Raw genomic sequence first — 13,380 nt, forward strand, 5'->3', positions numbered from 1 at the left:
TAACTTTGAGGATAACCGTGTGGAAAATGTTCATAAAGCCAGTATTGATCAGGCTGCCGTGGTAGACACATGGTTAACGCGTTGGAGTCAGTTTATTCAGCAGTCACCGCTGAGTACAACAGGGGGCACTGAAGCACGTAGTGAAATGATTCAACAGGTTCTTGAAGCCATGCTACGCGGTGAGAGTTGTATCTCGGTTGCAGCTGAAGCCCTCACAGTCTTAGATGATTTGGTCATGGATGAACAGCAGGCAAAGCAACAAAAAGCGCCGTTTGTTTACGATCAGCAGCAATTATATCTGTATCGTTATTGGGCTTTAGAGCAGTCTTTGGCTGAGCAAGTAGCACGGTTAAAACTGCAAAATTTAATGCAAGTGGATATTTCAGCTTATGCCCATTTGCTTGAAGATCCACACCAAAAAAAGGCTTTGGCGATGGTAACCGAGCAGGCGCTCGCGATCATTACAGGTGGTCCGGGCACAGGGAAAACGTATACCTTGGCGCGTATTATTGCGGTGCTCAAGCAAAGTCTGCCTGATATTCGTATTGCGATGGCTGCACCGACAGGTAAGGCAGCGCAGCGGATGAAAGAAGCGCTGCAAAACTCTTTTCAGGATGAAAAGTTACAAAACCTAGTTACCCCAGATTTGAAAAACTTAAACCCTGTGACGCTACATCGCCTTTTGGGGCTTGGGAATACGCAGCAGCCACGTTTTCATAGCAGACAACCCTTGCCTTATGATGTGATTGTCGTTGATGAAGCGTCAATGCTGGATTTAAATTTGGCACAGATGCTCTTTGCTGCCATGCCGAATCAAGCCCGTTTGATTTTATTGGGAGATGCCGATCAGTTGGCTTCGGTCGATGTTGGCTCTGTGCTCGCTGATCTACAACAGGTTCCAGCTTTGGCTGAAAATAGAGTCAATTTGGTCAATAGCCGTCGTTTCAAATCAGATGCACGGATTGGAAAGTTGGCACAATTTATTCAACAGCAATCTTGTTTTGACTTAATGATGCATCCTGCTGAAAAACAGAGAGTATTGCACACTTTTCAACAGCAAGTGGTACATGCCATGACGTTGAAGGCGGTTGAGTTGGATCAGGTCAAGGTCGATTATTTACAACTCGAATTGTTGCCCGAGCAGGCTTTATCTGTAGAGCAGTTGCAGCATTATTATGATCTGTTGATGCTTGGCTTTCAGGGCTATGTCGAGGCTTTAAAGCAATATCAGCAAAATCCTAATGAGTCTCTCGTACCCAAAGTGATTCAACATTTTGATGATTACCGTATTTTGGCAGCCATACGTCACGGCCATTTCGGCTTAAAACAGCTCAATCTGCAAATCGAGCAACGTCTATTAGAACAATCAAAACAAATCAAGCAGGGTGAGTGGTATTTAGGACGCCCTGTGATGATGACCTATAACGACTATCAGTTGGGGGTGTCGAATGGCGATATTGGCCTGTGTTTACAGCGTATACAACAAGGTAAGTTGCAGTTTGAGGTGTATTTCCCTAGTTTGAATAAATGGGTGGCCGCGACACGGTTACCCAAAAATATTGAAACGGCTTTTGCACTGACCATTCACAAATCTCAAGGCTCTGAGTTCACCCATACCGCGGTGGTTTTAGATCGGCAGGCTGAAAAATTACTCAGTAAAGAGTTGATTTATACCGCAATTACGCGGGCGAAAAAAGTGGTCAGTTTACTGGTCGATGCCGATGCATTCGTACATGCTATGGTGACTCGAACCACCCGAGAAAGTGGTCTATCAAGAAAAATTAATCAACAAATTCAATTGTGAAGATTTAATAAACAAATAGGAGTTTTGTACGAAATGGCTTACATGGATTCAAGAGATTTGCGCATAGAGCTTTGCTGAGGATTTTGAGAAGATGGCTTCACATAAAGAGCTCAACACGGAATGTTGAGTATAATCGCAAAAAGATAATAATAACATCAGTAGACAGCGAACTTACAGTGAAGTAGGTGAAAGAGGAAACTTACAGCCGCTAAGCCTTGTAGTTTTGGGAGAGACTACAAGGCTTTTTTATATCTGCTGAATTGGCATAATGTGACAAAAAATAGCCAATCATTTATCGGAACACAAATACATTAATATATGAACGGTTGGGTAGATATTGGCGCAATATATTGTGGCTTGTATTTTTTAGCTGTTGTTTTAAGTATTTGTTTTTTTATAATTTTAAGTATTTGTTGTTGAGTTCTAGAATGTACTTTAGGTTCAATTGTGGAGAAATTGAGAGTTTAATGTAAGTAATTGCTTACATGGAGACGAGCAAAATGCGACTTTTCTCTTTAGCTCTGTGTGGCAAAATGTGTCACATAAGGACGTAAATAATTAAACATGGAATGTTTAATAGAAGACGCGGAAAAGCGCATTATTATAATGATAACCAAAACAACAAGAATAAAAATAAAAGAACACTACAGCGCAAAAAAGCCCAAGTTTACTTGGGCTTTTTTTTATGCTCAGACTAAGTCTGTTTCGCTTCGATCGGTTGCAAATAAGGAGCGACGTTGGTGCTTTAAGATTTTGGGACAGTTCTTTGAGATTTGATAAAGCGTTTTCGCTAAAGCGGGTAAGTGGGTCCCGACGACAGATTTTCCTGTGGTTAATAGCGATACACTAATATCACGTTCTGGATCGGCCCAGCAGAGAATATTGGAAAACCCGAGATGTCCAAAGGCTTGCCCAGTCATGGGTCCAAATAACCCAATAGGATTACTCCCTAACATTGGGCCTAAGGCATAACGCATCGGGACTAATAATGTCCGATCTAAACTAACTCCTGACGTGGCCAAGGTCGAGCGAAATACCGTTTGGGCACTCATGATTTGTTTGCCTTGGTATTCGCCACCACTCAAGAGCATTTCAAAGAAACGTCCAGCTTGTTCCGCACTGGTATAAATGTTGCCTGCTGGGCAAATCGTGTCCATAAAACGCGCATCATTGGTCACATCGACCGCCAACTGTAAACCACCGCCCAGTACCCGATTAAGATAATGGTCTGTGCCTAAACGTGGATGTAGACCTGTGGCATAGTTTAAAGCGACATCCGCCCGATACTCAGGTTTTAGGCCATAGTTAAAGTAATCTAAGCCCATGGGTTTTTCGATATTTTCGGCAAGAAATTCACGGGCCGTTTGACCTGTTACCCGCTTGATAATTTCCCCTAAAATATAACCTGACGTCACGGCGTGATACGCCAGATGTGTGCCTGAGGCTGAAACGGGTTGTGCAGCATAAAGACGTTCTAAAATTTGATCTTGATTAAACAACAGTTCAGGTGTGACTTTACTGTCAATGCGAGGAATGCCACCACGATGAGCGAGTAAATGGAAAATGGTGGCACGATGTTTACCGTTTACGCCATATTCGGGAATATAGTGGCTAATCGGATCGAGTAAATTCAGATCACCGCGTTCATCCAACATATGAATCAGCATGGCTGTAACGATTTTAGAGGCGGAAAATAAGCAAACTGGGGTATCGGGTGTGCCAATTTTCGCATCTGCCGCTAAACCATCGGGTGAGTTGCCTTGCGCATAACCAATGCTGCGATTTAACAATATTTGTCCCTGACGACGTAAACAGAGGCTGATGAAAGGGTAGTTTCCTGTTTTATATAGGGACTCTACACTGGCCCAAATGCTTTGAATTTGTGCGTCATTCATGCCACCCAAGGTAGCGGAGACCTCATCCTTAGAACGAATCACGTGGTTGAGGTCATGGGGGACATAACAGGTATTGGCAGATAAAATTTTCACAAATTTCTCTCTATTTTTCGTTTTTATTGGATTTGAGTCTGATATTGAAAATCAGAATTGTCATGATTGTGCATGATTTGTGCAAAGCCGTCAGTTGCTGAATTGACTGCGAACATAAAACATTTTTGCAATATAGCGCTAGATCCCTTAAAATAATGCTTTGCTGTAGTGATGCACGGCAGTCAACTTGGTTTTGAAGAATCAATTTGATTTGTATCAAATGTAACTTATAAGCATCTCGGAGAAATCGAATGGCTTTAACAAACGCAGATCGCGCAGAGATCATTGCTAAATTTGCTCGCGCTGAAAACGACACTGGTTCACCAGAAGTTCAAGTAGCTCTTTTAACTGCTCAAATCAATGATTTACAAGGTCACTTCAAAGAGCACAAACACGACCATCATAGCCGTCGCGGTCTTATCCGTATGGTTAACCAACGTCGTAAGCTTCTTGATTACCTTAAAGGTAAAGACGCTACTCGTTACAGCGACTTGATTGCTGCTTTAGGTTTACGTCGTTAATTCGATTAAACTTTTATTTTCGGACTATCGCATTTTGAATGCTTTATTACTGGAAAAGAAAGTCTACCTTGCTTCTGTGAGGTAATGGGGAAGGGGCGAATGTTTCGCTCCTTCTTTGTGTCTTAAAATCATATTTTTAGTCTCTGGTGAGGTCGGCTTCTAAGCTTTGTCATTTATACAGTTGCCTGAAATGGCGATGTGAATGCCAAACCTTAGGGGTCTCCACTAGAATAAAAATCAGGAAAGAAAAATACATGTCTATGTTTAATATTATTCGTAAAGAATTCCAATATGGTCAACACACGGTTGTTTTAGAAACTGGTCGTGTTGCTCGTCAAGCAAACACTGTTGTGATCACCATGGGTGGTGTACAGGTTCTTGTTGCAATCGTTGCTCAACCAAAAGCAAAAGCAGGCCAAGACTTCTTCCCGTTGACTGTTAATTACCAAGAAAAACAATATGCTGCAGGTCGTATCCCAGGTGGTTACGGTAAGCGTGAAGGTCGTCAGTCTGAAGCTGAAACTTTAATTTCACGTCTTATTGACCGTCCAATCCGTCCATTGTTCCCAGAAGGTTTCTACAACGAAATCCAAGTAACAGCGACTGTTATTTCTTCTGACAAAACCATGGAAGGCGATATCGCTGCAATGTTGGGTGCTTCAGCTGCAATGTCAATTGCTGGTGTTCCATTTGCAGGCCCAATCGCAGGCGCACGTGTTGGTTTAATCAACGGTGAATACATCCTTAACCCAACTTTAGAACAGCTTAAAGAATCTGATCTTGACCTTGTGGTTGCAGGTACTGAAGCTGCTGTATTGATGGTTGAATCTGAAGCGAAAGAACTTTCTGAAGACCAAATGTTAGGTGCTGTACTTTTCGGTCATGACGAAATGCAAATCGCAATTCAAGCGATTAAAGAATTTGCTGCTGCTGCGGGTGCGGTTGAATCAACTTGGGTTGCGCCAGTTAAAAATGAAGAGCTTCTTGGCAAATTGAAAGATGCATTTGAAGCGAAAATCTCTGAAGCGTATACCATTGCTGTTAAGCAAGACCGTTACGCAGCATTAGATGCACTTCACGTAGAAGCTCTTGCTCAGTTCGTTCCTGAAAATGATGAAACTGGTATTGCTGCTGAAGTTGACGAATTATTCGAAGATTTGAAATACCGTACGGTACGTGACAACATCTTGTCTGGTAAACCACGTATTGATGGTCGTGACACGAAAACTGTTCGCGCCATTGATGTTCAAGTGGGCGTATTAGGCCGTGCACACGGTTCTGCATTGTTCACACGTGGTGAAACTCAGGCGTTGGTAACCACCACTTTGGGTAATACACGTGATGCATTGATGGTTGATACGCTTGCAGGAACTAAAACTGACAACTTCATGTTGCACTACAACTTCCCTGCGTACTCTGTCGGTGAAACAGGTCGTGAATCTGGTCCTAAGCGTCGTGAAATCGGTCACGGTCGTTTGGCGCGTCGTGGTGTTCAAGCGGTTCTTCCTGCGGCTGATCGCTTCCCGTACGTAATTCGTATCGTATCGGACATTACTGAATCAAACGGTTCATCTTCAATGGCTTCTGTATGTGGTGCTTCATTATCACTTATGGATGCAGGTGTTCCATTGAAAGCGCCAGTTGCAGGTATTGCAATGGGTCTAGTGAAAGAAGGCGAGCGTTTCGCAGTTCTTTCTGACATCTTAGGTGACGAAGATCACTTAGGTGACATGGACTTTAAAGTAGCGGGTTCTGCGAACGGTATTACTGCACTTCAAATGGATATCAAGATCGAAGGTATCACTGAAGAAATCATGGAAGCGGCATTGAACCAAGCGTATGCGGGTCGTATGCATATCTTGAATGAAATGAACCAAGTGATTTCACGCGCTCGTCCTGAAATTTCAATGCATGCACCGACATTCCAAGTGATCAACATCAACCCAGACAAGATCCGTGACGTGATTGGTAAAGGTGGTGCGACCATCCGTGCTATTACTGAAGAAACCAAAGCTGCTATTGATATTGAAGACAATGGTACTGTTCGTGTATTTGGTGAAACCAAAGCTGCTGCTGCTGCTGCGGTTGCAAAAATCCAAGCACTTACTGCTGAAATTGAACCAGGTACGATTTACGTCGGTAAAGTCATTCGTATCGTTGAATTCGGTGCGTTTGTCAACATCCTTCCAGGTACTGATGGCTTACTTCACATTTCACAAATCTCAAACGAGCGTATCGCAAACGTGGCAGATGTGTTGAAAGAAGGTCAAGAAATTAAGGTACAAGTTGCGGATGTAGACAACCGTGGTCGTATCAAATTGACGATGAAAGACATCGAACAAGTTTAATCTCTTGTCAATTCACATGGTGTTTGCCATGTGAATTGAGCTGTCTTAGAAAAGCTTTGAGCTTGGCCAATTTAAACTTTGGCTTGCTCAGGGCTTTTTTTATGGCATCATGCTGGCTAAGACAGACAATAATAAATGAGATATGCAAAGCTATTATTTCTATCAACATCCCACCGCACAGCATACCTATGTGCAGAAACAGCCAATTGCAGAGCAGGAAGCCGAGTTTATTTGGGTGGAGTGTAGCCGTGACGATGTGGTTAATCGGGCAGAACATTGGCAGCAGGACATTTATGCGGCAACGGGACTGTGGATGAATGAATATCATCTGCGTGACATTCTAAATTTAGAACACCCTTGTGCCTTTGACACTTTGGAAGATTACGACTTACTGATCTTTCGTAAGCTGATTACACCTGATGATCAAATCAAGCTTGATACGCAAGCGGCTGAAAAACATGAACGGGTTTTTGGTCTGGCGACGACCCCGATTAGCTTTATGCTCACGCCGCAAGTCTTGATTACGGTTAGAGAGCAGGGCAATAAAGAAGTTGAAAGCTATATTCAGCGTATGGAAACGGTGTTGAGCCGTCCGATTGAAGAGCATAATAAGCCACGGAAACTACCCACAACGCCTTTAGATTTGACCTTGAGACTGCTCAATAACATGGTAGATGGTCATCTTGATTTACGTGTGCCGCTGACACGTCGAGTAGAGTTTTGGCAGCAAGAGCTTTTACAAGGCCATCGTCGTTTTACCAAGTGGCATCAACTGTTGCAAGAGAATATGGCTTTCCAACAAGTGGAAAATTTGTGCGAAGAACAAATTGAGACTTTGCAGGAATTACGCGATGAAATTGTCGATAATTATTCGCACTTGAAAGGGAAAAAACGTAGTGAAAAACAAGACATCATGCTGGTACGTGTCGATGATTTAACCAGTCATATTGAACGTATTCAAAAGCATACCATTCGCTTGAGAAATGCAGTGCAAGCAGCTATCGATCTACATTTTTCAGCCATTGCCAATCAAACCAATGAAAACATGCGGATTTTAGCCATTATTACCGCGATTTTTGCGCCGCTAACCTTGTTGACAGGGGTGTATGGTATGAACTTTGAGTTTATTCCTGGACTGAAGTCTCCAACAGGGTTTTGGATCATGTTAGGTATCATGTTAATGACGACATTGATTCTGCTGTATTATTTTTATCGACGTCATTTGGTCGGGCGTGGCGAAAAAAGTGTCATTGATATGTTGGCACAGCAGCATGCGGATCAACATATGAATTTGTTTTGGTTTATCGATTATGAGCCGATCAAGCAAACCGTGAAGGGCACCATCAAAGATTTAGAGAAAATCACCAAATTAAAATAATTCGGTGATTTTCCGCATAGACCATTAAAGCCAATGGGCTTTAAGGTATTTCTTTATATGCTGACGCTATCCTTGTTCAATTTATTATTCGGATATATGGGCGTCGCAGGGAGATTTAATTTAAGAAGTTTTTAACTGGGCTCCTTTTAAAATCCGGTAAAGCTGATCTTTAATGAACAACTTTTTGCGTTTGAGGGGCTCAATCTCTCCACGATGAATCCTGACAGGGTCTTGTTCGAGTAAACAAATTTCCTGATCGAGAGCTTCATGGTCGTCAAACATTTTAGAAAAATGCGGATTGTCTTCTCTAAGCTGTTGAATCATGTCTCGGTATTCAGGAAACATGAGCTTAGTCTTTTTATTACAAACTTTGAGTTTCATGGTTGCCGTCTAATCCTCTTATTCAAAAATAAAAAAAAGAAAGAAAGGCATGCGCCAATCTTTCTTTATAGAACTAGTGTTGAGTCGTTTGAACTGGGTCAGTGAGATGTAAATGTTTTACTTCACGACGAAGTTTTTGAACTTCCTCAATCAAATCCAGCATCATTGCGACTGCAGTAAAGCTGGCATCAAAGTCACGTTGTAAGCGATAGGCTCGCCGTGCACGTGAGACATCATCACCAAAAAATTGGTGAATGCGGTTATCAGGTCGGTTAGGCAGAATGTCATATTCCAACAGCTGTAAAACCCATTCAGGACTTTGTCCGCAGGCTTCAGCAAAATGCTTTAAATCAAAGCTATGTTGTTCATCAACAATTTCAGCGTGTCTACATCCGTCTAAAATAATTTCACGATATTGAATAGTCGTCATAATTTTCTCCTTAAGACTGACGCGGCTTAAAGTGAGGGAAGGCTTCAGCAAAGGCTTGGTAGGCTTGCTGTTCTTGCTCACTCTGCGCAGGAGGTTGAACAATGTTTAAAATTAAATATAAATGTCCTGCCGTTTTGGCTGGAATCCCCTGATCTTTTAAACGGAGTTGCTGCCCCGTTTTGGCATTTTTCGGAATTTGAATTTGTAATGTCCGACCATTGGGTAGCGCGGCGGTGATGCTTTGCCCCAAAGCGGCTTCCCAAGGACTAATGTTGAGTTGGTGATAGACATCAACTCCTTCAACGCGTGTGGTCTCCGTATCTTTGTAATAAATTTCGATATACAGGTCGCCATTTTCACCCCCCTGAATACCTGACTGTCCTTGACCACTTAAGCGAATTTGTTGCCCTTCTTTCATGCCTTTGGGAATTTTAACTTCCAGCGTTTTGCGCTGAATTTCCGCTTCACCATAGGCATTTAAAGTGGGAATTTGTAAGGTAATAGTTTGGGTGGTACCGTGGAATCCAACCTCAAGATCGACCTCTAAACGCGCATGTTGGTCTTCGCCTTTATGGCGTGTGCTATTTTGGCGTTGATATTGATAGTTTGATCCTCCAAAACCTGAACCAAAACGGCCAAATAAGTCTTCAAATCCTGAAAAATCATGTGCCTGTTGCCCACCTTGGGCATTCCGAAATGTATCTTCAAAACCGCCAAAGCCTGCATTGGAGTTGAATTGCTGTGAGCCTTGCGGATGATCGAGTTCAAAGTCATATTCAGCTTTTTTTGTTTCATTACTTAAGGTGTCGTAGGCGACATTTAATTCTTGCATACGTGCTTCAGCATCAGGCTCCTTACTGACATCGGGATGATATTTACGTGCCAATTTTCGATAGGCTTTTTTAATTTGTTCGGCGGTCGCATCTCGCGTTAAACCGAGTATTTCATAATGGTTCTTCGGCATAAATAAGATTAAATAAATTGATTGAGTTTTAATCATTATTCAGCCTTTCAGCAGATTTCAACAGTAAAGATATGTTCCTTATTGTTTCAAAACATGACAAGAAAAAAGCCCCCGATGAAAGGGGCTTTGATGGATGAGGAATACTTAATATTTGACCCATGTGATGTTGCGCCCACCGCCATTTTCGGTCGACGTTCCTCGAATTCGTAAGTGCTTACCATTGTTGCTGAGTCGTGCATATGCGTCATAACGTAACCCTGTGAAAGGGTCGAGGAACTGCCCATGGTTATAGGTCAAATCATTGGCATTGTCTAACTGCAAATGGCTGAGCGTTGTCATGCCGACGATGGGCTGATTTTTATTGACACCATCACACTTGCTACAGTTTTCTATTTTTACCGCACCTGGAATTTCACGCGTACTTACGATGACTGCTTTATAGCTATTGTTTTTGTCTTTTTCAATCATGACGTCACTGAGAGAGTATCCTGTTTTATCATCGATAGTTTTCCATTTTCCGACCAAAGGATCAGTTGCTGCAAAACAGGAGAAGGCGCATAAACTGCTGAGTACGAAAAGACTGCAAGAAAATTTCATGATGATAAAACCCCAATGGAAGAGAAAAATAAAGACATATAAAAATTATGGGTTTATTTATAACGAAATTTAAGCTGTGTGACCAGTGAAATATCTATGAATAAAAGTGATGAATCATTTGAATTATCTTGTTTTTATGAGAACAAAGGCATAAAAAAAGAGCAATTTAGTTGCTCTTTTTTTTATTGCACATGACGCGCTTAGCTTAAGTGTTCACCAAATAAACCCAAGGCTTCTTCTGCACTAAAGCTGTATTGTGTGTTACAGAACTGGCAGTCCATGGTAATCGGGTTTTGATGTTCTAGCGTTTCACGAACGGCTTCGGCGCCAATTTGTTCAAGCGCTTGAGCACAACGTTCTTTCGAACAGGTACAGCCAAATTTTAGTATTTCAACTTCAGGTAAGCGCACTTCTTCTTCGTTGTACAAACGGTAAAGAATTTCACTGGACTCTAAATCGGTTAACTCTTCGATTTTGAGCGTTTCAGTCAACATGGTTAGACGTGGCCATAAGTCTTGATCAACACGTTCTTGTTCCTCTTCACTGTTACGTGGTAACAGCTGAATGAGTAAACCGCCAGCACGTTGGGCTGAACTGGCCAAAACGATACGCGTTGGAATTTGGGCAGACAGGTCATAGTACTGCATTAAACAACCTGCAAGATTTGGCTTGTCTAAAGCCACAATCCCTTGATAACGCTCACCAAATTCTGGCTCAATATTAATAAATAGTACAGGGCTAATGAGGGTGCTCAATACCGTACTGCTGCTGTCGGCAGCATTAAAGCGTGGATCTGCTTCATAATCCGCCAAGGCACGCACTTCACCAAGGTGATTACATTCAGCCATGGCCCATTTGAAACTACCTGAAGCCTGAATTTGTAAACTAATACGGCCTTTAATTTTTAAAGTACTGGCAAGTAATGCCGTGGCACTAAGCATTTCACCTAACAGCACTTGGATTGCAGGTGCATAATCACGCTGCGCCAAGATGGTTTGTAGGGTTTCTTCTAGATGAACCACTTCACCACGAACAGGACTATCTTCAATATAAAAGCGTTGACGCAAATCAGACATAAATTTCTCCAATATCCTGTCTTAATGGTGACGATATTGTAAAACACAAGTCATTTTACTTCATCCCGTGTTACATCTATTCGGTCATGTTGTAACTCGCGTTGTAGGTCAACGCCAACAGGACTTTGACGGAGCTGCGTATCACTTTCAAATAAGTGTTCTAATTCGGCTAGAGCATTACGATGTGTTTCATAGACCTTCTGTTCGTCGTTATAAATACTTTGCTGCTGTGCGAGCAGTTTTTCATCATAATCGCGAAATAACTCAATGCTCTTATAAGCATCTTGTTCTGCAATTCCGAGATTGCGCAGGGCAAAATAGGCCATCCCTAAAGACGATAAATAGGTTTCACGCCAAATATGTTCTACCCCCAAGTCACGCAACAAATGCACATGATGTCGGTCACGGGCACGGACCAGCAAGTTTAAATCTGGATAATTGAGTCGAATATGCCGTGCCACATTCATGGAGTCTTCAATATCATCAATGGCTAATACAAACACTTTGGCATGTTCGATACCGGCTGCACGCAGGATATCGGGTTGAGTGGCATCACCATAGTAGAGTTTGCCACCATAGTTGCGAACGAAATCGACCTTGTCGATATTGCTGTCAATTGCCGTGAAGGTTTGGTGCTGTAAGTGAACCAGTCGTGCCACAATTTGGCCGACACGGCCAAAGCCAGCAATGATCATCGGGTTATGCTGTTCAGGAATCTCATCATAGACAGGTGTAGTTTCTTTCTCGAATAGAGGCACCACCCACGAACTCATCAGCCAGTATAGAATAGGCGTTAGAATCATCGACAACGTCACGATCAAATTGATCGGCTCTAAAATGGCTTGCGTAATCACGTGTTCACTCATGGCAACATTAAGCACTACAAAAGCAAACTCACCGCCTTGTGCCAAACAGGTTGCCAGCATCAAACTATTGCGCCATGAAAACTCGAAGTAGCGAGCGATGGCTGTTAAGGCCAGCAGTTTGACCAACATCAGCAATAACGCACCGCCAACAATCAGACTTGGGCTTTCCCACAGCAGCGAAACTTGCGTGCTCATCCCGACGGTCATGAAAAATAGACCGAGAAGTAGACCTTTAAATGGTGCAATACTGGCTTCCAGTTCATGACGGAATTCAGAGTCAGCTAGAAGTACCCCAGTTAAAAATGCGCCCAAGGTGGTACTGATACCTAAGACATCCATCAGCGCGACTACGCCTAAGACAATAAACAAACCGACTGCGGTAATCAGTTCATGTGCGCCACTTTTGGCCACAAAGCGGAAAAAAGGGCGCATGAGATAGCGGCTAAATAAAAACAAGCCTGTAAAGGTAGCAACAATCGCTGCAAAGTAGGCCACGCCATGATGGGTTGGGTTTGTTCCCGCAAGCAGGGGGATAATCGCAATCAGCGGAATCGCGGCAATATCTTGGAAGAGTAAAATAGAAAAAGACTGCTGACCAAAAGTGGTATTAAGCTGCTGTTTTTCGTTTAAAAGCTGTAGCACAAAAGCGGTAGAAGAAAGGGCAAGGGCAAAACCAATCACAACACTGGCCGCAATCTGCTGTTGCAGGGCAAAAAAGACGATGCACGCCAGTAGCACGCCACAGAGCATCACTTGTAAACTGCCCATCACAAAAATGGATTTACGCATTTCCCATAAACGTTGCGGGCGAAGTTCGAGTCCAATAATGAACATCAAGAAAATCACGCCATATTCAGCGAGTTTATGAATGTCTTCAGGGTCATGGACGACATTGAATAAACTGGGACCGAGTAAGATGCCCGTGAATAAATAGCCGAGTACCGTGGCAATCCCCAGCCGTTTAGCCAACGGAACGATCATCAGTGCCGCAGCCAAAAAGAGGGTGATTTGAAGCAGTAGAGACATT

11 protein-coding genes are annotated in these 13,380 nt (G+C 42.8%); 4 read left to right on the top strand and 7 right to left on the bottom strand.

Going from position 1 to position 13,380, the window contains the following annotated elements:
- Nucleotides 1–19 precede the first annotated feature (19 nt).
- Complete coding sequence (recD, locus tag HUK62_RS03130) at nt 20–1,804, top strand: exodeoxyribonuclease V subunit alpha (protein WP_176538436.1); 1,785 nt, start codon at nt 20–22, stop codon at nt 1,802–1,804.
- A 689-nt stretch (nt 1,805–2,493) separates the two neighbouring features.
- Here the strand turns inward: recD and HUK62_RS03135 are convergent.
- Nucleotides 2,494–3,792: a serine hydrolase domain-containing protein gene (locus HUK62_RS03135; RefSeq protein WP_176537066.1), complete on the bottom strand. Its 1,299-nt coding sequence runs from the start codon at nt 3,790–3,792 to the stop codon at nt 2,494–2,496.
- 251 nt (nt 3,793–4,043) lie between these two features.
- Between HUK62_RS03135 and rpsO the strand changes: the two genes are divergently transcribed.
- From rpsO to HUK62_RS03150, 3 genes are all read left to right on the top strand, one after another.
- Nucleotides 4,044–4,313: a 30S ribosomal protein S15 gene (rpsO, locus tag HUK62_RS03140; RefSeq protein ID WP_004692669.1), complete on the top strand. Its 270-nt coding sequence runs from the start codon at nt 4,044–4,046 to the stop codon at nt 4,311–4,313.
- 260 nt (nt 4,314–4,573) lie between these two features.
- Nucleotides 4,574–6,661 carry a polyribonucleotide nucleotidyltransferase gene (gene pnp / locus HUK62_RS03145; protein ID WP_171428538.1) on the top strand — a complete coding sequence of 696 codons (2,088 nt, stop codon included), beginning with the start codon at nt 4,574–4,576 and terminating at the stop codon, nt 6,659–6,661.
- A gap of 142 nt (nt 6,662–6,803) precedes the next feature.
- On the top strand, nt 6,804–8,039 hold the full coding sequence (locus HUK62_RS03150; RefSeq protein WP_176537067.1) for a magnesium transporter CorA family protein: 1,236 nt from the start codon (nt 6,804–6,806) through the stop codon (nt 8,037–8,039).
- A 120-nt stretch (nt 8,040–8,159) separates the two neighbouring features.
- Here the strand turns inward: HUK62_RS03150 and HUK62_RS03155 are convergent, their stop codons facing one another.
- The 6 genes from HUK62_RS03155 to HUK62_RS03180 all read right to left on the bottom strand — a co-directional run bounded on the left by HUK62_RS03155 (nt 8,160) and on the right by HUK62_RS03180 (nt 13,379).
- On the bottom strand, nt 8,160–8,420 hold the full coding sequence (locus tag HUK62_RS03155) for a YdcH family protein (RefSeq protein ID WP_004692664.1): 261 nt from the start codon (nt 8,418–8,420) through the stop codon (nt 8,160–8,162).
- Between the two features lie 73 nt (nt 8,421–8,493).
- Nucleotides 8,494–8,850 (bottom strand): chaperone modulator CbpM, encoded by a 357-nt coding sequence (locus HUK62_RS03160; RefSeq protein WP_004978810.1) that lies wholly within the window; start codon nt 8,848–8,850, stop codon nt 8,494–8,496.
- 10 nt (nt 8,851–8,860) lie between these two features.
- Nucleotides 8,861–9,814: a DnaJ C-terminal domain-containing protein gene (locus HUK62_RS03165; protein ID WP_176538437.1), complete on the bottom strand. Its 954-nt coding sequence runs from the start codon at nt 9,812–9,814 to the stop codon at nt 8,861–8,863.
- Nucleotides 9,815–9,958: 144 nt separating this feature from the next.
- Complete coding sequence (locus tag HUK62_RS03170; protein ID WP_176537068.1) at nt 9,959–10,411, bottom strand: DUF2147 domain-containing protein; 453 nt, start codon at nt 10,409–10,411, stop codon at nt 9,959–9,961.
- 200 nt (nt 10,412–10,611) lie between these two features.
- Entirely contained in the window at nt 10,612–11,487 is an 876-nt protein-coding gene (locus HUK62_RS03175; RefSeq protein WP_176537069.1) for an Hsp33 family molecular chaperone HslO, read from the bottom strand.
- A 50-nt stretch (nt 11,488–11,537) separates the two neighbouring features.
- Nucleotides 11,538–13,379, bottom strand: a complete 1,842-nt coding sequence (locus HUK62_RS03180) for a monovalent cation:proton antiporter-2 (CPA2) family protein (protein WP_176537070.1) — start codon at nt 13,377–13,379, stop codon at nt 11,538–11,540.
- Nucleotide 13,380: the final 1 nt, after the last annotated feature.

Origin of the sequence: Acinetobacter sp. NEB 394 (genome assembly GCF_013374795.1) — a bacterium.
Classification (GTDB): domain Bacteria; phylum Pseudomonadota; class Gammaproteobacteria; order Pseudomonadales; family Moraxellaceae; genus Acinetobacter; species Acinetobacter johnsonii.

What these genes read in the sequence shown, in the direction of transcription:
- HUK62_RS03165 (WP_176538437.1), bottom strand. Translation starts at nt 9,814, where the DNA reads ATGCCGAAGAACCATTATGAAATACTCGGTTTAACGCGAGATGCGACC.
- HUK62_RS03150 (WP_176537067.1), top strand. Translation starts at nt 6,804, where the DNA reads ATGCAAAGCTATTATTTCTATCAACATCCCACCGCACAGCATACCTAT.
- HUK62_RS03170 (WP_176537068.1), bottom strand. Translation starts at nt 10,411, where the DNA reads ATGAAATTTTCTTGCAGTCTTTTCGTACTCAGCAGTTTATGCGCCTTC.
- pnp (WP_171428538.1), top strand. Translation starts at nt 4,574, where the DNA reads ATGTTTAATATTATTCGTAAAGAATTCCAATATGGTCAACACACGGTT.
- HUK62_RS03155 (WP_004692664.1), bottom strand. Translation starts at nt 8,420, where the DNA reads ATGAAACTCAAAGTTTGTAATAAAAAGACTAAGCTCATGTTTCCTGAA.
- HUK62_RS03180 (WP_176537070.1), bottom strand. Translation starts at nt 13,379, where the DNA reads ATGTCTCTACTGCTTCAAATCACCCTCTTTTTGGCTGCGGCACTGATG.
- HUK62_RS03175 (WP_176537069.1), bottom strand. Translation starts at nt 11,487, where the DNA reads ATGTCTGATTTGCGTCAACGCTTTTATATTGAAGATAGTCCTGTTCGT.
- HUK62_RS03160 (WP_004978810.1), bottom strand. Translation starts at nt 8,850, where the DNA reads ATGACGACTATTCAATATCGTGAAATTATTTTAGACGGATGTAGACAC.
- rpsO (WP_004692669.1), top strand. Translation starts at nt 4,044, where the DNA reads ATGGCTTTAACAAACGCAGATCGCGCAGAGATCATTGCTAAATTTGCT.